Annotated in this window: 15 protein-coding genes; 9 read left to right on the forward strand and 6 right to left on the reverse strand. The window is 73.6% G+C overall.

The genetic code is table 11. The features are described 5' to 3' along the window. Window positions 1–292: 292 nt before the first annotated feature. Together CW362_RS18160 and CW362_RS18165 are read left to right on the forward strand one after the other, a co-directional pair. Window positions 293–2,263 (forward strand): protein phosphatase 2C domain-containing protein, encoded by a 1,971-nt coding sequence (locus CW362_RS18160; protein ID WP_103550543.1) that lies wholly within the window; start codon window positions 293–295, stop codon window positions 2,261–2,263. Between the two features lie 98 nt (window positions 2,264–2,361). After that, the gene (locus CW362_RS18165; RefSeq protein ID WP_103550544.1) at window positions 2,362–4,104 is read left to right on the forward strand and encodes a pyruvate dehydrogenase; all 1,743 of its coding nucleotides are present in this window, start codon (window positions 2,362–2,364) and stop codon (window positions 4,102–4,104) included. 34 nt (window positions 4,105–4,138) lie between these two features. Here CW362_RS18165 and CW362_RS18170 read toward each other — a convergent pair whose 3' ends face one another. Together CW362_RS18170 and CW362_RS18175 are read right to left on the reverse strand one after the other, a co-directional pair. Beyond that, window positions 4,139–5,638, reverse strand: coding sequence for a transcriptional regulator (locus CW362_RS18170; protein WP_103550545.1), 1,500 nt, complete (start codon window positions 5,636–5,638; stop codon window positions 4,139–4,141). Window positions 5,639–5,745: 107 nt separating this feature from the next. After that, window positions 5,746–8,763 (reverse strand): alpha-mannosidase, encoded by a 3,018-nt coding sequence (locus CW362_RS18175; RefSeq protein ID WP_103550546.1) that lies wholly within the window; start codon window positions 8,761–8,763, stop codon window positions 5,746–5,748. A 215-nt stretch (window positions 8,764–8,978) separates the two neighbouring features. On the opposite strand from CW362_RS18175, the gene CW362_RS18180 reads away from it, so the two are divergent. Then, window positions 8,979–9,431 (forward strand): ATP-binding protein, encoded by a 453-nt coding sequence (locus tag CW362_RS18180; RefSeq protein WP_376452291.1) that lies wholly within the window; start codon window positions 8,979–8,981, stop codon window positions 9,429–9,431. Window positions 9,432–9,538: 107 nt separating this feature from the next. Here CW362_RS18180 and CW362_RS18185 read toward each other — a convergent pair whose 3' ends face one another. Together CW362_RS18185 and CW362_RS18190 are read right to left on the reverse strand one after the other, a co-directional pair. Beyond that, a complete protein-coding gene (locus CW362_RS18185; RefSeq protein ID WP_103550547.1) occupies window positions 9,539–10,579 on the reverse strand; it encodes a DUF2637 domain-containing protein in 1,041 nt (346 codons plus the stop codon). Between the two features lie 323 nt (window positions 10,580–10,902). Then, window positions 10,903–11,814 (reverse strand): (2Fe-2S)-binding protein, encoded by a 912-nt coding sequence (locus CW362_RS18190; protein ID WP_103550548.1) that lies wholly within the window; start codon window positions 11,812–11,814, stop codon window positions 10,903–10,905. Window positions 11,815–12,296: 482 nt separating this feature from the next. On the opposite strand from CW362_RS18190, the gene CW362_RS18195 reads away from it, so the two are divergent. Next, on the forward strand, window positions 12,297–13,142 hold the full coding sequence (locus tag CW362_RS18195; RefSeq protein WP_376452398.1) for a GntR family transcriptional regulator: 846 nt from the start codon (window positions 12,297–12,299) through the stop codon (window positions 13,140–13,142). Between the two features lie 256 nt (window positions 13,143–13,398). On the opposite strand, the gene CW362_RS18200 is transcribed toward CW362_RS18195, so the two are convergent. Beyond that, entirely contained in the window at window positions 13,399–14,172 is a 774-nt protein-coding gene (locus CW362_RS18200; protein WP_103550581.1) for a hypothetical protein, read from the reverse strand. Window positions 14,173–14,307: 135 nt separating this feature from the next. Then, a complete protein-coding gene (locus CW362_RS18205; RefSeq protein WP_103550549.1) occupies window positions 14,308–15,981 on the reverse strand; it encodes a PucR family transcriptional regulator in 1,674 nt (557 codons plus the stop codon). Between the two features lie 424 nt (window positions 15,982–16,405). Between CW362_RS18205 and CW362_RS18215 the strand changes: the two genes are divergently transcribed. From CW362_RS18215 to CW362_RS18235, 5 genes are all read left to right on the forward strand, one after another. Next, on the forward strand, window positions 16,406–17,296 hold the full coding sequence (locus tag CW362_RS18215; protein WP_103550551.1) for an FAD binding domain-containing protein: 891 nt from the start codon (window positions 16,406–16,408) through the stop codon (window positions 17,294–17,296). Beyond that, window positions 17,296–17,925, forward strand: coding sequence for a (2Fe-2S)-binding protein (locus CW362_RS18220; RefSeq protein WP_103550552.1), 630 nt, complete (start codon window positions 17,296–17,298; stop codon window positions 17,923–17,925). The genes CW362_RS18215 and CW362_RS18220 overlap by 1 nt, the downstream gene beginning before the upstream one ends. Before the next feature lie 2 nt (window positions 17,926–17,927). Beyond that, window positions 17,928–20,315: a xanthine dehydrogenase family protein molybdopterin-binding subunit gene (locus CW362_RS18225; protein WP_103550553.1), complete on the forward strand. Its 2,388-nt coding sequence runs from the start codon at window positions 17,928–17,930 to the stop codon at window positions 20,313–20,315. A 310-nt stretch (window positions 20,316–20,625) separates the two neighbouring features. Further along, on the forward strand, window positions 20,626–22,083 hold the full coding sequence (locus tag CW362_RS18230) for an NCS2 family permease (protein ID WP_103550554.1): 1,458 nt from the start codon (window positions 20,626–20,628) through the stop codon (window positions 22,081–22,083). Between the two features lie 44 nt (window positions 22,084–22,127). Further along, window positions 22,128–23,282: an XdhC family protein gene (locus tag CW362_RS18235; protein WP_103550555.1), complete on the forward strand. Its 1,155-nt coding sequence runs from the start codon at window positions 22,128–22,130 to the stop codon at window positions 23,280–23,282. Window positions 23,283–23,585: the final 303 nt, after the last annotated feature.

Here is a 23,585-nt window from a genome sequence, read left to right on the forward strand (position 1 = left end):
GGGCGGGGCCGTGGCGGGAAATCGGCCACGGCGCGAAGTCGCCCCGGCACATCATCGCCGTACCCCCCGCCCCCCTGACAAGCTCACGTCACCGAGCTGCCGACCGGTGTCCACGACGCCCCGACCGGGCCCGGCCTGCGGGGACCCGGCCGTGTCCGCTCCGGAGCCCGCAGGCCCGAATGCGCATTCCTGTTCGAGCGTTCACCCGGTGTGCCGTTCGACGGCCCGCACCTTGGCCGGTTTTTCCGGATGCCCCGTTTTCAACCGGCTGTCTCGGTGGACAATCGGGGGCATGAGCCAGCAGGGGGAGAAGCCCACCGGTCACGAGGACGACTGGTGGCGGCAGTTGTACGACGACTCCACCGAGGACACGGGGCCCGCGACCGTGGCCGATTCCCTCGACGACCGGTTCGCTTCGGCGTCGGGGACGCTCGGGGACGGCCTCGGCACGGGGCCGGGATCCGCGGCGGACGCCCGGCCCGTTCCGGTGCGGAAGGACATGCCGGAACGCAGGCCCGTACCGCCGGAGGCGAGGTCCGCCCCGGACCCGAGGTCCGCGGCGGGCGCGGCGTCCGACCCGGAGCACGGATCCGTCCGGCGGCCCGGCGCACGCGGGTTCGACGGTCCGCCGCGTCCCGAGCGGCCCCCCGTCGTACCGGAGACCCCGTCCCCCGGGCCGGGGAAGCGGCCGCCCCCGCCGCCGGAGCGGCCCCCCGCCGCACCGGGGCGACCCCGAGGCGCGGCCGCCGCCCGGCCCGGAGCGGCCCCGCCCGAGGAGACGGCCCCCGACGAGCGGGCGTCCCGGCCGGGCCGCTGGGAGCGGGGCCCGGTGCGGGGGCCCGGCGCGGACGCGAACCCGCCCGGCGGCGAGGCGCCTCCGTCGGAACCCGCCTCCTGGGAACCCACCTCGTGGGAGCCCACGCCCTGGGAACCCCCGTCCTGGGAGCTCCCGTCCTCCGGTCCGGCCCCGGCCACCCCCTCCGCCCTGCCGCCCGGCCCGAAACCGCAGGGGTTCACCGCGCAGGAGTCCGGCCCGCGCGCGTCCCGGGACACCGGGGGCGACACGCCGCCGGATCCCTCGGCCGACCGGGTGCCCGCGTCGAGGACGCCGTCGGACGTGCCGCCGAAACCCGTGTCGGCTCCCGCGACACCCCCGGGCCCGGCGCGTCCCGCACCCGCGGCGGACGCGCTGCCCAGCACCACCGGGGGCTTCCGGACACCGCCGCCCGAGCGGGCTCCCGAGGACACGCCCCCGGACGAGTCCCGCGGGACGGTCCTCTCCGTCGTCGAGCCACCGCCCTCCGCCGGCCACGTCGGCTCGCGCCCGCCCACCTACGACCCCGAACCGACCGCGCTGCCGGCCGCCGAGCCCGACGAACTCGGTGACCTGGTCGCCGACACGGTGCTGGACGGGGCACGGTACGGCACGAGCACCCTGCGGGCCGTGTCCCTGCGCGGGGACTCCGCGCGCTACCGGGGCGAGCCGCGCCGGGACGCGCTGCTCACCGCCCGGTTCGGAACGGGCGAGCAGGCACTCGTCCTGGTGGCGATGGCGACCGGCGCGCGCGCCACCCCGGGAGCGCACCGGGCCGCGGCGGAGGCGTGCCGGTGGATCGGGCGTGCCGTCGGACGCAGCCACGAACGGCTCGCCGAGGACATCAGGGCCGCCCGGCGCGGCGAGCTGAAGTCGGGACTGCACCGGCTCACCGACCGCAGCCTCGGCAAGCTGCGGGCGAGCGCGGCGGAGCAGGGCGTCGAACCCGAGGAGTACACCGCGGGCCTGCGCTGTCTGCTGCTGCCCGCCGATCCCCAGTGCCGTACCCGGGTCTTCTTCGGCGTCGGCGCGGGCGGACTGTTCCGGCTGCGGGACGGCGAGTGGCAGGACATCGAACCGCGGGTCTCGGACGTGACCGGGGAAGCCGTCGTCGGCTTCGGGTCGCCGCCCCACGAGACCCCCGAGGGCGACCGGCTCACCATGGACCTGGGCATCACGACACCACCGAGCCCGTACGAGCCCGCGCCCCGGCCGCCGGGGGCCCCCTTCCGGTTCCGGGCCTCCGTAGCCCGCCCGGGCGACACGCTCCTGCTGTGCACGGGTGGCCTCGCGGAGCCGCTGCGCGGCGAACCCGAGCTGGCCGAATACCTGACGACGCGGTGGTCGGCGGGGGAGCCGCCCGGCCTCGCGGCGTTCCTCGCGGACGCGTCGGTGCGGGCCAAGGGGTACGCCGACGACCGGACGGCCGCCGCCGTGTGGGAGGCGTGACCGCGCGCGGTGTGAATTCATGAACCCGAGGGGCGAGCCGGGGAACGGGGGACCCGGAGGCCCGAGGGCTTCGAGGATCACGAAGAGGTGCGTGCAGCATGGCCAAGCAGAACGTCGCCGAGCAGTTCGTCGACATCCTCGTCCGCGCGGGCGTCGAACGGCTGTACGGGGTCGTGGGTGACAGCCTCAACCCGGTCGTGGACGCGATCCGGCGCAACGCGGCCATCGACTGGATCCAGGTCCGCCACGAGGAGACCGCCGCGTTCGCCGCGGGCGCCGAGGCCCAGGTCACGGGCAGGCTCGCGGCCTGCGCCGGCTCCTGCGGACCGGGCAACCTCCACCTCATCAACGGCCTGTACGACGCGCACCGCTCCATGGCCCCGGTACTGGCCCTCGCCTCGCAGATCCCCTCCGGCGAGATCGGCCTCGGCTACTTCCAGGAGACCCATCCCGACCAGCTCTTCCGCGAGTGCAGCCACTACAGCGAACTCATCTCCAGCCCGAGGCAGATGCCGCGCCTCCTCCAGACCGCCATCCAGCACGCGGTGGGCCGGTCCGGTGTCAGCGTAGTCTCGCTGCCGGGCGACATCGCCTCCGAGCCCGCCCCGGACAAGACCGTCGAGACCGCCCTCGTGACCTCCCGGCCCACCGTCCGGCCGGGCGACGCCGAGATCGAGAAGCTCGTCGCGATGATCGACGAGGCGGAGAAGGTCACCCTGTTCTGCGGCAGCGGCACGGCGGGCGCGCACGCCGAGGTCATGGAGTTCGCCGAGAAGATCAAGTCGCCGATCGGGCACGCGCTGCGCGGCAAGGAATGGATCCAGTACGACAACCCGTTCGACGTCGGCATGAGCGGGCTCCTCGGCTACGGCGCGGCCTACGAGGCGACCCACGAGTGCGATCTCCTCGTCCTGCTGGGCACCGACTTCCCGTACAACGCCTTCCTCCCCGACGACGTCAAGATCGTCCAGGTCGACGTGCGGCCGGAGAACCTGGGGCGCCGGTCGAAGCTGGACCTGGCCGTGTGGGGTGACGTCCGGGAGACGCTGCGCTGTCTGACCCCGAGGGTGCGGCCCAAGGGGAACAGGCGATTTCTCGACAAGATGCTCAAGAAACACGCGGACGCCCTCGAGGGGGTCGTCAAGGCGTACACCCGCAAGGTCGACCGGCACGTCCCGATCCATCCCGAGTACGTCGCCTCCGTGCTCGACGAACTCGCCGACCAGGACGCGGTGTTCACGGTCGACACCGGTATGTGCAACGTCTGGGCGGCCCGTTACATCTCGCCCAACGGCAGCCGTCGTGTGATCGGTTCGTTCTCGCACGGGTCGATGGCGAACGCGCTGCCGATGGCGATCGGCGCGCAGTTCACCGACCGGGAGCGCCAGGTCGTGTCGATGTCCGGCGACGGCGGATTCTCCATGCTGATGGGCGATTTCCTCACCCTCGTGCAGTACGACCTGCCGGTGAAGGTCGTCCTCTTCGACAACTCGTCCCTCGGCATGGTCGAGTTGGAGATGCTGGTCGCCGGACTGCCCTCCTACGGCACCACCAACAAGAACCCGGACTTCGCGGCGGTGGCCCGCGCCTGCGGGGCGTTCGGCATCCGGGTCGAGAAGCCCAAGCACCTCGCCGGCGCCCTCAAGGACGCCTTCCGCCACAAGGGTCCGGCCCTCGTCGACATCGTCACCGACCCGAACGCGCTCTCCATCCCGCCGAAGATCAGCGCCGACATGGTGACGGGCTTCGCGCTCTCGGCGTCGAAGATCGTGCTGGACGGGGGCGTCGGCCGGATGGTGCAGATGGCCCGCTCCAACCTGCGCAACGTGCCCCGCCCGTGACGCCCGTCCGGCCGGGTGCGGGCCCCGCCCGGTCTCACCTCAGGGTCCAGCCGCCGTTCGCGTACCAGTAGTACGGCAGGCCCTCGATGCCGCTGGTGCGGAACGGGGCGCCTCGGTCGTCGATCCGGACCGTACCGGTGCGCCCCCGCGAGGACCAGTCGAGCTCCAGGTACCAGCGGCAGTCGCAGCCCTTGGTCAGGGCGTCGACCATCAGCACCTGCGGGTCCTGCACGGACACCCGGAAGGGCGGGCGCAGGATCCGGGGGCCCGTTCCGTCGTCGCTCGAGACCGGGCTGGCGACGGGCCGGTCCTTGTCCAGATCGACGGTGAAGGCGCCGACTCCCAGGCCGCCGCCGCACCCCCCGCCCGTGGCGTAGGCCACGCCCTTCAGCGGGGCCGACCGCCCGACGACGCGCACCCGCAGCGCCTCCAGGACCACGGCCGCGTCGGACCGCCCCTGCACGGTGATGTCCACGAGCGTCTCACCGCCGTGCACCGCGTTCTGCGTCTGCGCCCACGGGGAGGCGTCCTGCGGGGCCGGGGGCGGCGGCACCTGTTCGGGCGCCTTGTCGATGACGTAGGTGTGACCGCAACCGATCGACCAGCGATGGGAGTTCACGGTCCAGGTGAGCGGGGGGCCGGCGGAGACGCTGGTGGGGGAGGGGCTCGTGGACGGGCTCGGCGAGGTGGCGCGGCTGCCGGACGGGCTCGGGGACGGGGAGCCCGACGGCCGGCCGTGCGTGGCCGAGGGGGAGGCGGACGGTGTCGCCGTGCCGTGCCGCGCGCCCGCAGCCTTCGCGGTCGGAGTGACGGCCACCCGGTCGGCGGCGTCCTTCGAGGAGTGCCCGGAGGGCAGGGCGGACAGGCTGCCCAGGGTGGCGACCAGCGCGGTCACCACGGCCGAGGTGACCACGGCGCGACGCCGGAACCGGCGCGTCCGCGGCGCTCCGGCCCGTGCCGGGGAGCCGTCCGCGGGGTGTGCGCCGGGAACGGGCGCGAGGTCCGTGACCGGCGGCAGGGCCTCGACCGCGTCCGGTCCGCCCGGGGGCGGCAGGGTGCCGTCGGTCCCCGGCCCGCTCGAGCGCACCGGAACGCCGACGCCGACCGGTCCGGTCCCGGACTCCGGCGCCCGCGCCGCGTCCGGCCGGGGCTCGGAGCCCGGGGTTCCCGGCGCGTCCGGTCCGGCCTCGGGCTCCGGGGCTTCCGGCGCGTCCGGCCAGGCCTCCGGCGCGGCCTCTCCCGTGTCCTGCCCGGACCCGGTCCCCGGAGTCGTCCGGGAGCGTTGGCGGGCGGCCACCGCCAGGATCCACAGCCGGTGCAGTTCGACCCGTTCGGCCGTGCTCGCCCCGCACATCGCGGCGAACTTCTCCACGGACGCGAATCCGAGCGGCACCGCCTCGCCCGCGCAGTACCGGTGCAGCGTCGAGGCGTTCATGTTCAGACGGCGGGCGAGCGCGGCGTAGCTGTGGTCGGTGCGGCCCTTCAAGTGCCGCAGCAGCGCCGCGAATTCCTCGATCTCGTCCTGGGATGACACCGTTTCCTCCGCTCCCGTCCCAGGACGGCATCCCAGGCACTCCTCATGTAGGAGGTCACAGGGCCCGGGACGGTTCCATCCTTGCGGACCCGTCCCCCGGCCCCGCTCTAGCGGGCGGGCCGCAGCCGCAGGGTGAGGATCTGGAACGGCCGCAGCTCGATCTCCGGCGGGGCCTCGCGCAGCGGACGTTCCAGCAGATCGGTCACCTCGGCCCGGGAGACCGGGAAACCGGCGGTCACCTTCGCGCGGGCCCGCCCGCCCCGTGACTCGTACAGCCGCACCACCACATCGCCGCTGCGGTCCTCGGCGAGCTTGACCGACTCGACGGTGACGGCCGGGTGGTCCACGCCCACCAGCGGTTCGAGCGCCGGTGCCGCGGCCCGGCGCAGCGGCAGGTTGAGCGCGAGCCCCTCCGCCACGGCGTCCCCCACACCGGCGCCCGGCAGCAGCGCGTACGTGAACCGGTGCGTGCCGAGATCGGTCTCCGGGTCCGGACTGTGCGGGGCGCGCAGCAGGGTCAGCCGTACGGTGGTGCCGAGGCCGTCGGCGCCCGGGGTGCGGGTCACGTCGTGGCCGTACGTCGAGTCGTTGAGCACCGCGACGCCGTACGACTCCTCCGCGACCCTGAGCCAGCGGTGGGCGCAGATCTCGAAACGGGCCGCGTCCCAGCCGGTGTTGGCGTGGGTGGGACGGTGGACGTGCCCGAACTGGATCTCGGCGGAGGACCGTTCGGCCTGGACGTCGAGCGGGAAGGCGGCCTTGAGGACCTTCTCCGACTCCCGCCAGTCGATGTCGGTCACGATGTCCAGCCGTCGGCTCGCGGCGCTCAGCCCGATCTCCTGGGTGATCCGGGAGGAGCCGAAGGCCCGGACGACGCGCACGGTCGCCCGCAACGGCCCGCTCTCCACCAGTTCCACCGACTCGGCGGCCGTGAGGTCCGTGCGGGTGCGCCGGTAGTGCCGGTCGATGTCCCAGGCGTCCCAGGCGTTGGGGTGGTCGGGGTGGAGCTGGAGCAGGTTGCCCCGGCCGCACAGCACCTCCCGGTCGTGCGCGAGGTCCCGTACGAAGGCCAGCAGCCCGTCGGCGTCGACCCGTACCCGCAGCCGGCCGTTGTCCAGCACGATGGTGCCCTCGTGCCGTTCGGCCCGGACGGCGGCGGGGCCGCCGGCCCCGGTGGGCAGGAGGGTGCCGCCCAGTCCCGGTACCGTCACGAGCGCGTCCCCGACCACTTCGGTCCGCTCGTACGGCGAGGCGTTCAGCACCGACGGCGAGCCGGGCCCCAGCGCCCGTACCGCGTCGGCGGTGAGCTCCTCGAGTTCCGCGAGCACCCGCGTGTACGTCTCGCGTGCCTCCCGGTGCACCCAGGCGATCGAGGAGCCGGGCAGGATGTCGTGGAACTGGTGCAGCAGCACCGTCTTCCAGAGCCGGTCCAGCGCGTCGTACGGGTAGGCGTACGACGGGTCGCGCACGGCGGCCGTGGCACACCACAACTCGGCCTCGCGCAGTGCGTGTTCGGAGCGGCGGTTGCCCTGCTTGGTCTTGGCCTGGGTGGTGTAGGTGGCCCGGTGCAGTTCCAGGTACAGCTCGCCCGACCACACCGGCGCGCGGGACCCGTACTCCTCCTCGGCGGCGGCGAAGAACGCCTCCGGCTTCTCGATCCGGACCGTGGGGGAGCCCTCGAGGGAACGCAGCCGGCGTGCCTTCTCCAGCATCTCGCGGGTCGGGCCGCCCCCGCCGTCGCCCCAGCCGAACGGGACCAGCGAGCGGCCGGCCAGCCCCTTCTCCGCGAAGTTGCGTTCCGCGTGGGCGAGTTCACGGCCGTGGAACTGCGCGTTGTAGGTGTCCACCGGAGGGAAGTGGGTGAAGACCCGGGTGCCGTCGATGCCCTCCCACCAGAAGGTGTGGTGGGGCATCCTGTTGCTCTGGTTCCAGCTCAGCTTCTGGGTGAGGAACCAGCGGACACCGGCGAGCTTCGCCAGTTGCGGGAAGGCCGCCGTGTAGCCGAAGGAGTCCGGCAGCCAGATCTCCTCGGTCTCGACGCCCAGTTCCTCCCGGAAGAAGCGCTTGCCGTGCACGATCTGCCGGGCCAGTGCCTCGCCACCGGGCATGTTGGCGTCGGACTCGACCCACATGGAGCCCACCGGGGCCCAGTTGCCCTCCTGAACGGCCTTCTTGACGCGTTCCCAGATGTGCGGCTGGTGCTCCTTCACCCAGGCGTACTGCTGGGCCTGGGAGCAGGCGAAGACCAGCTCCGGGTAGTCGAGGGCCAGCGCGGTGACGTTGGCGAAGGTGCGGGAGGCCTTGCGGACCGTCTCGCGCAGCGGCCACAGCCACGCCGAGTCGATGTGCGCGTGTCCGGTCGCCGAGACGTGGTGCGCGCTGGCCGAGGCGGGTCGCGACAGCACCTCCGCCAGCTCCGCCCGTGCCGCGGGGGCCGTGCCGGACACGTCGTGCAGGTCGAGGGCGTCGAGCATGTTCTCCAGGGCGCGCAGGATCTCGTGCCGGCGCGGCCGCTGCGGGTCCAGCTCGTACATCAGCTCCGAGAGGACCTCGACGTCGAGGACCAGGTGCCACACGTCCTCGTCCGGTACGGCGAGATCGGCAGCCGCGAATCGGTAGATCGGCGCATCGCCGGCGGTCAGCACGTCTCCCAGCCGCGTGGGCTCGAAGCCGTGCAGGACGGCGGGGTTCGCCGCCGCCTCCAGCAGCAGGCGCACCGCCTCGCCGCCGTCGGCCGGTGCCCCGACCGTCAGGTGGCGGTTGCGCGGGTGGATGCCCTTGAGGGGGACGCCCGCGGTGTCGTACAGCAGCCCCTCCGCCTGGAAACCGGGTCCGTCCCCGGTGAACCCGGGGTCGATCACCACCTCGACGGGGCGGCCCGCCCACTCCTCGGGCACCCGGCCCTCGATGCGGAACCAGCTCGTCGACCAGGGCTTTCCCCAGAGCGTGCCGGTCGTGAAGGGTTCGTAGGAGGCCTGGAGGGCCTGCCCGACGGGCACCGGCTCGCCCGGCACGTGCCACACCGAGAGCGTGAGCGGCACCCGGTCCCCGTACTGCGCGGGGCGCAGGAACTGCCGCAGCGCGCGCTCCAGACGAGCCTCCACCAGCGAACGGTCGTCGTGCACGGCGGCTCCTCGGCGCTCGGACGGCTCTGTCGAACCCTTCACTTCCCCGCGGGGGCGTCGCGCACCCGTGACCGTACGGCAGCTGGTTGACGATTCGACATGACTGTCACGATCCAGAAGAGGGCATGGATCCCGTGAACGTGTTCGAGCAGAGGGGACCCGACATCGGCACGCAGGCGGGGGTCATGAAGCGGCAGGCACCAGGAGGTGGTCCCATGACCAAGGGGGCCTTCTCCACCGATCCAGTGGAGGAAGCGTCCGACGGGGCGATGGACGGACCGGACGGCGCGCAGCTGAGGCGCCGGCTGGGGAAGGCGGATCTGAGGGCGGTGCCCGAGGCGCGCAAGGCGCTGAGGGAACTCTTACGGTACTGGGGGAAACCGGGCGGGGCCGAGACGGCGGAGCTCTTGACCAGCGAGCTCGTCACCAACGCACTGATCCACACGGACGACGACGCCGTCCTGACGGCGACGGTCGGACCGCGCGGACTGCGCGTGGAGGTCCGGGACTTCGTGGCACGCAGGCCCAGACTGTGCGTACCGGACGCCGACGACGGTACGCACGGCAGAGGTCTCGTCCTCGTCCAGTCCCTGGCCGACGCGTGGGGCGTACGGTCGCACGGGGTGGGCAAGGCGGTGTGGTTCGAACTGAACGGCGGCGCGGTGTAGGAACACCGCGCCGCCGTCGTCGGGTGAGGGGCCCGCCCGGAACGCCGGCCGGGACCGGACACGACATCGTCCTTCCGGGCCGTCGCCCGGGACCGGGCGCGTACGGCTCAGCCGAACTGCTGCTCGAGATCCTTGAGCTTGCGCTCCAGGGAGTCGAGCCGGGGCAGGGCCATCGTGTCGTCCTCCGTGGTGAGGTCGACGGTGATCGGATCGGAGCTCTTGCGGACGGGGGAGAGGGAGGGCCGCGACCGCACGGGCAACTGCTCCGCGGTGGATATGGCGGGCTCCGTGGAGGCCCCGGCGGGTGCCCTCTCCACGGTCGTGGCCTCCAGTTCCCGGGCGGCGCCGCGTCCGGGGAAGCCGCGGTGACCACGGCTGAGTGCCTTGAGGTGCGCCCGCTCGACCCGCTCCTCGTTGCGGCGGCGCAGCCGGTTCTGCTCCTTCTGGCGCCGGTCCTCACGCACCTCGTCCACGGCTTCGTCCAGGGACCGGACGTTCTCCAGGAGCATCAGCGACCACGCGCTGTAGGTCTCACGGGGCGCGCGCAGCCAGCGCACTATACGGATCTGGGGCAGCGGACGCGGCACCAGACCCTGCTCGCGCAGGGCGGCACGACGGGTCTGCTTCAGAGCCCGGTCGAACAGGACGGCGGCCGACAGGGACATGCCCGCGAAGAACTGCGGAGCGCCGGCGTGGTCCACGCCCCGGGGCGCGTGCACCCAGTTGAACCAGGCCGCGGCACCGGCGAAGGTCCACACGAGTATGCGGGAGCCGAGCGCCGCGTCACCGTGGCTGGCCTCGCGCACCGCGAGGACGGAACAGAACATGGCCGCGCCGTCCAGGCCGAACGGGACCAGGTACTCCCAGCCGTCCGAGAGGCCGAGGTTCTGCTGGCCGAAGCCGACCAGGCCGTGGAAGGAGAGTGCCGCGGCGACGGCGGCACAGCAGAACAGCAGGACGTAGGACGCCGTGCCGTAGACGGCCTCCTTACGCCTGCGGCGCTCCTCGGTGCGCTCCCACGAGTCGTCGCTGCCCGTGCCGTCCCCGGACCGCTTGCCGCGTGCGAGCACCGCCACCGCCGCCAGCAGGCCCAGGAGCAGAACGGCACCCGGAAGCAGCCAGTTCAGCGATATGTCGGTCAGTCTCATCTGGGGTCCCTTGCATTGGGATAGGGCGTGACGCCCGCCATAGTGGCCCAATCACATCGGCCCTCAGGGGGTTTCGGGGCAAGAGGCCGCCAAGGAAGTGCGAGAAGGTGCGCAGGGCGACTTTCTGCTCGAACTGCCGCGCGAGGGACGGGAGTTGAGTACGAATTAAGACTACCCGTACGGATGGTTCCGCGGATAGTTCCCGTGACAAGTGAGGAATTCGTGAAGTACCTGTGATCCGTGGGCGAGCCGCGAGCGCGCCGGGGCGCGGCGGTCTGTTCCGGGCTCGGGGCGCGTGCGGCCGCGCCCCCGTCCCGGGCGTCTCAGCTCGCGGCGGAGGCGGTCAGCCTGGCGACCCGGTCCGTGTCGCAGGTGCGCGGACAGGTGACGCAGGTGTCGGCGGGGCGCAGGGTGTAGAAGAGGCAGCAGCTCACCCGGTCGCGGGTGGGCAGGGACTCCCCGGCGGGACCGGTCAGCTCGCGGAAGGCCGCCGTGCCGACGTACGGGCGGGTCGAGCCGGGCAGCAGCAGTTCCAGCTCGCGCATCGCGCGCCGCTCCTCGCCGAACAGGTGGGCGACGTACCAGAGGCCCTCGACCACCTCGTCGGTCGCCATGCCCCACAGCGCCCGGCCGCGCCGCCGCATCCGCGGCCCGAATCCGCCGAGGACGGGCTCCAGGTGCTCGGCCACCGCCGCCCGCACCTCCGCGCGCAGCGCCTCCTCGTCGGGTACGACCCGGGCGCCCGGCAGGACGGCGGCCGGATCGTCCGGCAGGCAGGCGAACGTGGTGATCCGGACGGCCATCCGGCCGGACTCGCGGTGGAATGTGACGTCCTCCACAGGCAGCCGGGGCACCCGGCGCCGCAGGAACCACGGCACGGTGATCAGCAGACAGGCCGGCCAGGCGTACCGGTGCAGTCCGAAGCCGGCCACGACGTCGGGCCGTGCCCGCGTGCCGTAGTCCCGGATCACCTGGGCCTCGTCCCAGGCGAGGAACGCGTCGAGGTCCGGCCCGCCCTCGGCGAGCCGGGCGGCGGCGGCCCAACCGGCGCCCCCCGGGGCCGTTTCCCCCGCTCCCAGCTCGGTGACGCCCAGCCCGGGGAAGACCTCGCTCAGCCGCGCGTAGGCGTCCGCGACGGGCGACACGGCGACGGACGGCGCGTCCGGACGGGCCGGAGCGGCCGTGGCCGCCGGGGCGGTCGTCGCGGTGTCGGCGGACAGGGTGGGAGCGGACATGCGGAACCATCGCTTCACGATCGTTAGCAGGTAAGCCTTACCTTACCCCGCTTCCCGGGTGTTTGAACTGGGGCCGTGTGCGCCTATCGTGCTTGACGGATCGGTAACAACCGATGTCATGACCCCAGCACCACCGACCCGGAGGAGGACCCGTGGAGCAGACCGGCCGGCGCGGCGCGTACGACTCCGCCGGGCCGTGGACCCCGGGTGCCGGTCCGGTCGCCTTCCGGGTCCCGCAGCAGCCGGGGCCCGCGGACGCGGGGCGGGCCAGGGGAGTGCCGACGGGCGTCGTGGGCGACGGTCCCGGCACCGGCCGGAGTGCCGGACCGGGCGGCGGTTCCCCCGCGGTCCCGGCCTCGGCCCGGGGTGAGCACACGCACAGCGAGGCGCCGATCCCGCACCCCCGCACCGAGGACACCACCCGCCCCGCCGTGCGCGCCGACGAGCACCGCCCCGCCGCGGACGCCGAGAACACCCGGCCCGTGCGCGCCGACGAGCACCGCCCCGCCGTACGCCCGCGGGACGCCCGTCCCGTACCCGTGGACGAGGTCCGGCCGGAGGAGGAGGCCCGTCCGGCCGTACGCGAGCCGAACGCCCGCCCCGCGCGCGGCTACGAAGCCCCTTCGGCCGTACGTCCGGAGAGCGCCCGGCCCGTGCGCGCCGGGGAAGCCCGCCCCGCCCCGCGTGCCGAGACCGCCCGGCCCGTCGTGCAGCGCGCCTCCGTGCGGGGGCAGATCCTCGACGCCCTGCGTACCGCGCTCGTCGCGGGTGAACTCGCCCCCGGCGAGGTGTACTCGGCGCCCGCGCTCGGCGAACGCTTCGGTGTGTCCGCGACACCCGTCCGGGAGGCGATGCAGCAACTCGCCCTCGAGGGCGCCGTCGAGGTCGTCCCCAACCGGGGCTTCCGCGTCGTCGAGCGCGGCACCCGGGAACTGGCCGAACTCGCCGAGATCCGGGGGCTGATCGAGGTCCCGGTGATGCTGAGGCTCGCGCGCACGGTGCCCGCCGCCCGCTGGGCCGAGCTGCGCCCGCTCGCCGAGGCCACCGTGCGGGCCGCGTCCTCGGGCTGCCGCGCGACCTACGCGGAGTCCGACCGGACCTTCCACCGCGCGGTCCTCGCCCTCGCGGGCAACGCGCAACTGGTGCGCATCGCCGACGATCTGCACCGCCGTGCCCAGTGGCCCCTCGTCGGCGGTCCCGTCTCCCGGGGCCGCGCCGACCTGGTGGCCGACGCGGCCGAACACACCGCGCTGCTGGACGCGCTGATCGCCGAGGACCTGGCGGTCGTCCAGGCCCTGGTGCAGGAGCACTTCACCGGCGCGTCCTGAGGCGCCCGGGCGCCGGGCGTCCGGGGAGGCCCGTCCCCGTCCGGCTTCGCTGCCCACGGGGAAGCCGCAGGCGGCAGGGCCGCCCCGCCGTGCGGTCCGTCCCCGGCGCACGGGCCGCGCGGGGCCCGCCGGACGCCGGAGCGGACGTGAGGCGTGCCGCCCCGCCCCCGCGCGTGGCGTGGTGTTCCGGCCGTACGTGACCGTGCCGGGCGACGGGGTCCCGCGGCGGGCGCGGTGTCCGCCCGCCCGGGTGCGGTCAGGCCGTCGCCGCGGGAGGTGACAACTGGCCCGCCAGCCACAGGGGGACGCCCCCGAGCAGCCGGAACAGCCGTCCCGCCTCCGCCCGCAGCCGTGACGCCTCCGGCTCGCTCTCGGCGTCGGCGAGCGAGGCCAGCGCCGGTGCCGTACCGACGAGATAGCCCAGCTCCTCCCGGATCCGCAGGGATTCGGCGAAGCCGTGCCGGGCCTCCGCCAACTCCCCTTCGCGCAGGGCGATCCCGGCGAGATGCCGCCAGGTGAAGGAGAGCAGCAACGCGTCGTTCCGGTCGGTCGCGCCCGCGTGCGCCCGCCGGTACGCGGCGCGGGCCGCCTGCGGCGCGTGCGCGAGGTTCTCGGCGAGCAGCCCGCGCCGGAAGTCCAGCAGGGCCCGGCCCGGCGCGCCCGGCGCGAGCAGCGCCGCGGCCCGGCCGAGCGCCGCACGCGCCTCGTCGGCCCGGTCACGCACGCCCAGCAGGGTGGCGGCGTAGGCGAGCTGGCCCCGCTCGCAGGCCGCCGCGCCCCGCTCGTCGTCGCTCTGCGCCAGCGCCTCGGCGGTGCGCAGCGCGTCCTCCGCCTCGGCCCAGCCCTGCTCGGTGTAGAGACAGCGTTCGACCAGGAGCGACGCTCTCTGCAACGCGGGCGCCGCCGCGTGCGGCTGGATCAGCGCGGCCGCGTCGGCCCAGCAGGCGCGCGAGCGCAGCCGCCATACCGCGGTCTGGAGTGGATCGTCCCCTGCAGTCGTTCCGGTACCAGACATGGCGGTATGCGCCACGTTGCCCTCCCCGAGCACACCATTGAGCTGTTGAGTGGTGGCATCTCAGCACGGATCACGGGGCCCGGCCAAGAGGGTGGGTGAAGGATTTCACAAAGTCGCCGTTCCGTGCCGGGACGCCCGGGGCTCCTGGGATCAGCTCATGCGCAGTGCCAGGAAGAAGTCCAACTTGTCTTCCAGGCGCGACAGATCACGACCCGTCAACTGCTCGATGCGGCCGACGCGATAGCGCAGCGTGTTGACGTGGAGGTGAAGACGGGCGGCGCAGCGCGTCCAGGAGCCGTCGCAGTCCAGGAACGCCTCCAGGGTCGGGATCAGCTCCGCGCGGTGCCGGCCGTCGTACTCGCGCAGCGGGTCCAGCAGACGGGCCGTGAAGGCGCGGCGCACGTCGTCCGGGACGAACGGCAGCAGCAGGACGTGCGAGGCCAGCTCCTGGTGCCCGGCCGCGCAGACCCGCCCGGGGCGCGCCGCGGCGACCCGGCGGGCGTGCCGGGCCTCCTCCAGGGCGCCGCGCAGTCCCTCGGCCGAGTGGACGGCGGCGCTGACGCCGATGGTGAGCCGCCCGTCGTCGTTCAGACCCGCGGACAGCGGCTCCCGTACGGAGGCGAGCAGGGTGTCGGCGTGCAGACCGGGCTCGGGGCCGTCCTCGTCGGAGGAGACCGCCGGAAGGGGGACGAGCGCGACCGCCTCCGCGCCCGTGTGGGCGACGGCGATCCGGTCGGAGTGCTCGGGTCCCGTCGCCAGCGGGTCGACGAGGATCTCCTCCAGCAGCGCCTGGGCGGCCGGGCCGCCCTCGATCTCGCCGCCGTCCCACTCGACGCGCGCCACCACGACCTGCCAGTGCGGGGCCGCGCCCAGGCCCGGCAGCAGCACCGGAGCCGCGACCCGCAGCCGGGCCGCGATCTCGGCGGGCGCGGCCCCGGCCTGGACCAGTTCGAGGACCTCCTGCGCGAGCCTCCGCCGGACCGTGCGCGCCGCGTCCCGCCGGTCCCGTTCCACCGCGATCAGCTGGGTGACGCCCTGGAGCAGGTCGAGCCGCTCCTCGGGCCAGTCCCCGGCGTCCGCCTCGACGGCGAGCAGCCAGTCGGAGAGCACGCTCTCGCGGACGTCCCGGGAGCCGCCCGCCGCGCGCCCCGGGGAGCGGACCGGGAAGAGCGAGTACGTCGCGGGGCCCACCGTCACCCGGTGCGGTCCCCGGCGCCCGGTGCGGACCGCCGCGAGATGGGCGGCGGCCAGCTCCGCACGGATGTCCGCGGGCAGCGCTCCGCCCGAGAGCTTCGAGCCCGCGACGGGCCGTCCGGCGGGGGAGAGGACCCAGGCCCGCAGGTCGAGGTCGGTGCCGAGGAGATCGAGGACCACGTCGGGGCCGCCGCCCGCCGGGCCCGAGGTCATCATCCGCCGGTGCCGCTCGACCACGGCGGCCAGGTCCCCCGCGCGCTCGCCCGAGACCTGGCGCACGACGTGCTCGGTGATCGTGGCGAAGGCGACCGACTCGTTCACGGCGAACAGCGGCAGCCGGTGCCGGGCGCAGGCGACGACCAGGTCGTCGGGGATGTCGCCGAGCTCCGCCTCGCCCGCGGCCAGGGCCGTGACCCCGGCGCCCGCGAGGATGCGGACGAACGGCTCGGAGTCCCCGGCGTCGTGCCGCCAGGCGAGGCCGGTGAGGACCAGTTCGCCGCCCGAGAGGTAGCGGCTCGGGTCCTTGAGGTCGGTGGTCATCACGCCGCGCACGGTGCGGTCGAGCTCGCCCTCGCCGCCGAGCAGCCGCAGGCCCAGCGCGTCCGTGTCCAGCAGTGCGCGCAGCCGCATTCTCGTCGCCGCCGTTCTTTGTCTCGAAATCTACGATGGACCGATGGTGAGGCCTGTCGGCGTCCCGGGCTCCGCGGAGCCGTCCGCGGGTCCCGGGAACCGGCGGTGCCCGCCCCCGGACCCTCTGTTCCCAGAGGGTCGGGCCCTCTGATCCCGGGGAGCCGGGTCCCCTCCGGCTCCAGGGGGCCGTGTCTTTGTTTCCGGAGGAAAACGAAGAGGTTGCTGATGGCCTCGGTTCATACGAATCTACAAGATGCGCGCGCTGGCCAGCGAACTCCTTCATGGTTTCCGTGACTGACCCCGGCGCGGGACGGGGTTGTCTACTGACCCCACTCCGCTGTCGAGACCTCATGGACGAGCCGAGGACGCCGCACCCGATCTGGCTTGATCAGAACGCCCACGACACGAATGAAGAGAGCCGTTCATGGACTTCCTTCGCCCCGCGAGCTGGGAGGAGGCGCTCGCCGCCAAGGCCGAGCACCCCACCGCCGTGCCGATCGCGGGCGGCACCGATGTGATGGTCGAGATCAACTTCGATCACCGCAGGCCCGAGTACCTCCTCGACCTGAACCGCGTCGGAGAGCTGGGCGAATGGGAGGTCGGCGAGAGCGGCGTGCGCCTGGGCGCCTCCGTCCCGTACACCCGGATCATGGAGAACCTGCGCCGAGAGCTTCCCGGGCTGGCGCTCGCCTCCCACACGGTGGCCTCCCCGCAGATCCGCAACCGCGGCGGCGTCGGCGGCAATCTCGGCACCGCCTCCCCGGCCGGCGACGCCCATCCCGCCCTCCTCGCGGCGGGCGCCGAGGTCGAGGCCGAGTCGGTGCGCGGTTCGCGGCTGATCCCGATCGACGACTTCTACACCGGCGTGAAGCGCAACGCGCTCGCGCCCGACGAACTGATCCGCGCCGTCCACATCAAGAAGGCGGACGGGCCGCAGCAGTTCTCCAAGGTCGGCACCCGCAACGCGATGGTGATCGCGGTGTGCGCCTTCGGCCTGGCCCTGCACCCCGAGACCCGTACGGTCCGCACCGGGATCGGTTCGGCCGCGCCGACCCCGGTCCGCGCGAGGGCCGCCGAGGAGTTCCTGGCCGCGGCGCTCGACGAGGGCGGCTTCTGGGACAACGGAAAGATCATCACCCCCTCGGTGGCCAAGCAGTTCGCCGCGCTGTGCTCCGCCGCCTGCAACCCGATCGACGACGTCCGCGGCACGGCGGGCTACCGCCGCCACGCGGTCGGCGTCATGGCCCGCCGGGCGCTGACCTGGACCTGGGAGTCCTACCGCGGCGCCGCCGCCCGTACGGAGGGAGTCGCGTAATGCGTGTCAGCTTCACGGTCAACGGCCGCCGCCAGGAGGCCGACGACGTCTGGGAGGGCGAGAGCCTCCTGTACGTCCTGCGCGAGCGCCTCGGCCTGCCCGGTTCCAAGAACGCCTGCGAGCAGGGCGAGTGCGGCTCCTGCACCGTCCGCCTGGACGGTGTGCCCGTGTGCTCCTGCCTAGTCGCGGCCGGCCAGGTCGAGGGCCGCGAGGTCGTCACCGTCGAGGGGCTGGCCGACTTCGCCAGGCGGCGTGCGGAGCACTCCGGTTGTACGACGGGTACCTGCGACTCCGGTGACGGAGAGGGTATTTCGCTCGACGAGGCCCAGCTGGGGGTCCCCCCGGGCGAAGCCTGGGGGAGGGCCGCAAAGGGCCAGGACTCGCAGACCGGCGAGGGGGTCGAACTCTCGCCCGTGCAGCAGGCGTTCATCGACGCCGGAGCCGTCCAGTGCGGTTTCTGCACCCCGGGCCTGCTGATCGCGGCGGACGAGATGCTGGAGCGCACCCCGAACCCGACCGACGCGGACATCCGCGAGGCGCTCTCGGGCAACCTGTGCCGCTGCACCGGCTACGAGAAGATCATGGACGCGGTCCGCCTCGCGGCCGCCCGGCAGTCCGAGGCGGTCTGACCATGGGAACGACCGGTACACCCACGAACATCACCCAGGGCTCCGGGACCAGGGGCGGCATCGGCGAGTCCACCCTCCGCCCGGACGGCACCCTCAAGGTCACCGGAGAGTTCGCGTACTCCTCCGACATGTGGCACGAGGACATGCTGTGGGGCCAGATCCTGCGCTCCACCGTCGCCCACGCCGAGATCGTGTCCATCGACACGGCCGAGGCCCTGGCCACCCCCGGCGTGTACGCCGTCATGACGTACGACGACCTGCCCACCGACGTGCGCCACTACGGCCTGGAGATCCAGGACACCCCGGTCCTCGCGCACGGCAAGGTGCGCCACCACGGCGAGCCCGTCGCCATCGTCGCCGCCGACCACCCGGAGACCGCCCGCCGGGCCGCCGCGAAGATCAAGGTGGAGTACCGCGAGCTGCCGGTGATCACGGACGAGGCGTCCGCCACCGCGCCCGGTGCGGTCCTCGTCCACGAGGGCCGCACCGACCACCACGTCGGCCACGTCCCGCACCCGAACATCCTGCACCGCCAGCCGATCGTCCGCGGCGACGCCGGAGCGGCCGCGCGCCGGGCCGACTTCGTCGTCCGGGGCGAGTACACCTTCGGCATGCAGGACCAGGCCTTCCTCGGCCCCGAGTCCGGACTCGCCGTGCCCGCGGAGGACGGCGGCGTCGAGCTCTACATCGCCACCCAGTGGCTGCACTCCGACCTGCGCCAGATCGCCCCGGTGCTCGGCCTGCCCGAGAACAAGGTCCGGATGACCCTCTCCGGGGTCGGCGGAGCCTTCGGCGGCCGCGAGGACCTGTCGATGCAGATCCACGCCTGCCTGCTGGCCCTGCGCACCGGCAAGCCCGTCAAGATCGTCTACAACCGCTTCGAGTCCTTCTTCGGACACGTCCACCGCCACCCCGCCAAGCTCACCTACGAGCACGGGGCGACCAAGGACGGCAAGCTCACGCACGTCAAGGCCCGGATCGTCCTGGACGGCGGCGCGTACGCGTCGGCCTCCCCGGCGGTCGTCGGCAACGCCTCCTCGCTCGGCGTCGGCCCGTACGTGGTCGACGACGTCGACATCGAGGCCCTCGCGCTCTACACCAACAACCCGCCCTGCGGCGCCATGCGCGGCTTCGGCGCGGTCCAGGCGTGCTTCGCCTACGAGGCCCAGATGGACAGGCTCGCCGACGAGGTCGGCATGGACCGGGTCGAGTTCCGCCGGCTCAACGCGATGGAGCAGGGCTCGCTCCTGCCGACCGGGCAGCGCGTCGACTCACCGGCCCCGGTCGCCGAACTCCTGCGCCGCGTCAAGGCGATGCCGCTCCCGCCCGAGCGGCAGTGGCTCTCGGCGGGCGAGGAGGCGGACGTACGGCAACTGCCCGGCGGTCTGTCCAACACCACGCACGGCGAGGGCGTCGTCCGCGGGATCGGGTACGCCGTCGGCATCAAGAACGTCGGCTTCTCCGAGGGGTTCGACGACTACTCGACCGCCCGGGTCCGCATGGAGGTCGTCGGCGGCGTGCCGGTCGCCACCGTGCACACCGCGATGGCGGAGGTCGGCCAGGGCGGTGTCACCGTCCACGCGCAGATCGCCCGCACCGAGCTGGGCGTCGCCCAGGTGACCATCCAGCCGGCCGACACCCGGGTGGGCAGCGCCGGTTCGACGTCCGCCTCCCGCCAGACGTACGTCACCGGCGGAGCCGTCAAGAACTCCTGCGAGCTGGTCCGCGAGAAGGTCCTGGAGATCGGCCGCCGCAAGTTCGGCGCGTACCACCCCGCGTGGGCCACGGCCGAACTCCTCCTGGAGGGCGGCAAGGTCGTCACCGACGGCGGTGAGGTCCTCGCCGACCTCACCGACGTGCTCGAGGACGAGGCCGTCGAGGTCGAGGCCGAGTGGCGGCACCGTCCGACCGAACCCTTCGACCTGCGCACCGGGCAGGGCAACGGGCACGTCCAGTACTCCTTCGCCGCGCACCGCGCCGTCGTCGAGGTGGACACCGAGCTCGGCCTGGTCAAGGTCGTCGAACTGGCCTGTGCCCAGGACGTCGGCAAGGCGCTCAACCCGCTGTCCGTCGTCGGCCAGATCCAGGGCGGCACCACCCAGGGCCTGGGCGTCGCGGTCATGGAGGAGATCATCGTCGACCCGAGGACCGCGAAGGTGCGCAACCCCTCCTTCACGGACTATCTGATCCCCACCATCCTCGACACGCCGACCATCCCCGTCGACGTGCTCGAACTCGCCGACGACCACGCCCCGTACGGGCTCCGTGGCGTCGGCGAGGCCCCGACCCTGTCGTCCACCCCGGCCGTCCTCGCGGCGATCCGGAACGCGACGGGTCTGGAGCTCACCCGGACGCCGGTACGCCCCGAACACCTCACGGGGACCGCGTAGGCGCCGGGCGGTCGTCTCCGGGCGGCGCGTGGAACATCTCGCCGCGCCGCCCGGAGCACCCGGTCGCCGTACCGCTCACGGAACCGGGCCGCCGACAGACGGTCGGCAGACAGCAGACAGCAGACAGCAGGCACACGGAGAGCAGCGAGCGACAACCACGCACCGCACCGGACTTCCTCACGTTCGTCCCGGGCCGTCCCCCGGGTCGTGCGGCCGAAAGACCTTCCCAAATCCCTCAGCCGCGAAGGCGGCTGAACAGCCGTCAGGACGGCTGTGCGGGTGCCCCTTTGAACCTTGGGAGCAGGCCCACATGACCCAGCAGTCACTGGAGCCGGAGACCACCGCGCAGGACGCGGGCGCGGGCAGCCGCGTTCCGGCGGTACGGTCCCGGCTCGACCGGTACTTCCACATCTCCCGGCGGGAGAGCTCGATCGCGCGCGAGGTGCGCGGCGGCGTCACCACCTTCATGGCGATGGCGTACATCCTGCTGCTCAACCCCCTCGTCCTGTCCGGCAAGGACGTGGCGGGGGACACGCTCGGCCAGAAGGCCCTGATCACCGCCACCGCGTTCGCGGCGGCCTTCACCACCCTGCTCATGGGCTTCGTCGGCAGGGCGCCGCTCGCCCTCGCCGCCGGACTCTCGGTCTCCGGCGTGCTCTCCTCGCAGGTCGTCCCGCGGATGACCTGGCCGCAGGCCATGGGCATGTGCGTGATGTACGGCGTGGTCATCATGCTCCTGGTCGTCACCGGCCTGCGCGAGATGATCATGAACGCGATCCCGCCGGCGCTCAAGCACGCCATCACCATGGGCATCGGCCTGTTCATCGCACTGATCGGCCTGGTCAAGGCCGGTTTCGTGCACCAGGGCAAGGCGACCCCCCTCACCCTCGGCCCGACCGGCGAACTCGTCGGCTGGCCGGTGCTGCTCTTCGCCGCCACACTGCTGCTGATCTTCGCGCTCCAGGCGCGCGGTGTCCCCGGCGCGATCCTCATCGGCATCGTCTCCGGCACGGTCGTCTCCGTGCTCCTCGACGCGACCGGCGTCATCGCCCCCGGGCAGTGGGCCGGCGGCGCCCCCGAACTGCACGGCAGCGCCGTCTCGGCCCCGGACTTCTCGCTCTTCGGCAAGGTCGAGTTCGGCGGCTGGAGCCACGTCGGCGCCATGACGGTCGGCATGATCGTCTTCACCCTGGTGCTCGCCGGGTTCTTCGACGCGATGGCCACGATCATCGGCGTCGGCACCGAGGCCGGACTGGCCGACGACCGGGGCCGGATGCCCGGGCTGTCGAAGGCGCTGTTCATCGACGGCGCGGGCGGAGCGGTCGGGGGAGTGGCCGGAGCCTCGGGCCAGACGGTGTTCGTCGAGTCCGCGACCGGCGTCGGCGAGGGCGCCCGTACCGGCCTGTCCTCCGTCGTCACCGGCCTCCTCTTCGCGGCCTGCCTGTTCTTCACCCCGCTCACGGCGATCGTCCCGGGCGAGATCGCGGCGGCGGCCCTGGTGGTCATCGGCGCCATGATGATGACGAACGCGCGCCACGTCGACTGGGCCGACCGCGCCACCGCCGTCCCGGTCTTCCTGACGGTCGTGATCATGCCGTTCACCTACTCGATCACCGCGGGCGTGGCGGCCGGTGTGATCAGTCACGTCGCCGTCAGGACCGCCCAGGGCAGGGCCCGGGAGGTCGGGGCCCTCCTGTGGGGTCTGACGGCGGTCTTCCTCGTCTACTTCGCGCTCCACCCGATCGAGGGCCGGCTGGGCGTCCACTGACGCCCGGACCCCTTCCACGCAACCGCCGTCAAGGAGACCGAGACATGCTGGACATCGCCGAAGAACTGCACCGGTGGGTCGAGCAGGGCCGCGACTTCGCCGTCGCCACCGTGGTGGCGGTCGGTGGCAGCGCGCCCCGCCGGCCCGGCGCCGCGCTCGCCGTCGACTCCGACGGCACGGCGATCGGCTCGGTCTCGGGCGGCTGCGTGGAAGGGGCGGTCTACGACCTGTGCGCCCAGGCGCTGGAGGACGGGGAGACCGTCCTCGAACGCTTCGGCTACAGCGACGACGACGCCTTCGCGGTCGGCCTGACCTGCGGCGGCGTCATCGACGTCCTGGTCACCCCGGTCCGCTCGCGCGACACCGACCGCCGCACGGTGTTCGCGGCGGCCCTCGCCGCGGCGGCGGCCGGTGAGGCGGCGGCCCTCGCCCGTGTCGTGAGCGGCCCCGCCGAGCTGATCGGCCGGGCCCTCCTCGTGCGGCCCGACGGCTCCCACGAGGGCGGCTTCGGCGCCCACCCCGGACTCGACCGCACGGTGACCGGTGAGGCGGCGGCCCAGCTGGACGCGGGCCGCACCGCCACCGTGGAGATCGGGGAGCAGGGCTCTCGCTGCGGAGCACCGCTCACGGTCCTGGTGGAGTCCTCGGTCCCGCCCCCGCGGATGATCGTCTTCGGCGCGATCGACTTCGCCTCCGCGCTGGTGCGCGTGGGCAAGTTCCTCGGCTACCGGGTGACGGTGTGCGACGCCCGCCCCGTCTTCGCGACGGCGGCGCGCTTCCCCGAGGCGGACGACGTCGTCGTCGAGTGGCCCCACCGCTATCTGGAGCGCACGCGGGTCGACTCCCGCACGGTCCTGTGCGTCCTCACCCACGACGCCAAGTTCGACGTCCCGCTGCTGAGGCTCGCCCTGCGGCTCCCGGTGGCGTACGTCGGCGCCATGGGCTCGCGCCGCACCCACCTGGACCGGAACGAGAGGCTGCGCGAGGTCGGCGCCACCGAGATCGAACTGGCCCGCCTCAGGTCGCCGATCGGCCTGGACCTGGGAGCGCGGACCCCCGAGGAGACGGCGCTGTCGATCGCCGCCGAGATCGTGGCCGACCGGCGGGGAGGGAGCGGGGTCCCCCTGACCGGGGCGCACACCCCCATCCACCACGACACGCCCGCGGCCCCGGCGCGCCGGATCGGGTCGGTGGCCTGAGACGCGGTCACGGTGCCACGCACGGTCACGGCGCCGCGGGGCCGGCCCCGGGAGCCCGGGAGGCCGTACCCGCCCGCGCCGCAGGCCGCACCGGGCCCGGGACGGAGCTCCCGCCCTGCGGGCCGGAGCAGGGAAGCGTCCCCGGAAGGGGCGCGGGCCGAGGATTCCCGCGCCCCCGTTCTCCCGGACCGGCCTCAGGGCCGTCCCGCCGCTTTCGCCGTTGTTCTTCCGTACTCCGTATTGACGCACGCGCGCCTCTCGGCGAACCTCCTGTGGGAGCGCTCCCGCAAGTCCCTCGTGACC

The sequence above is a fragment of the Streptomyces populi genome (genome assembly GCF_002911015.1).
In the GTDB taxonomy this organism is placed as follows: domain Bacteria; phylum Actinomycetota; class Actinomycetes; order Streptomycetales; family Streptomycetaceae; genus Streptomyces; species Streptomyces populi.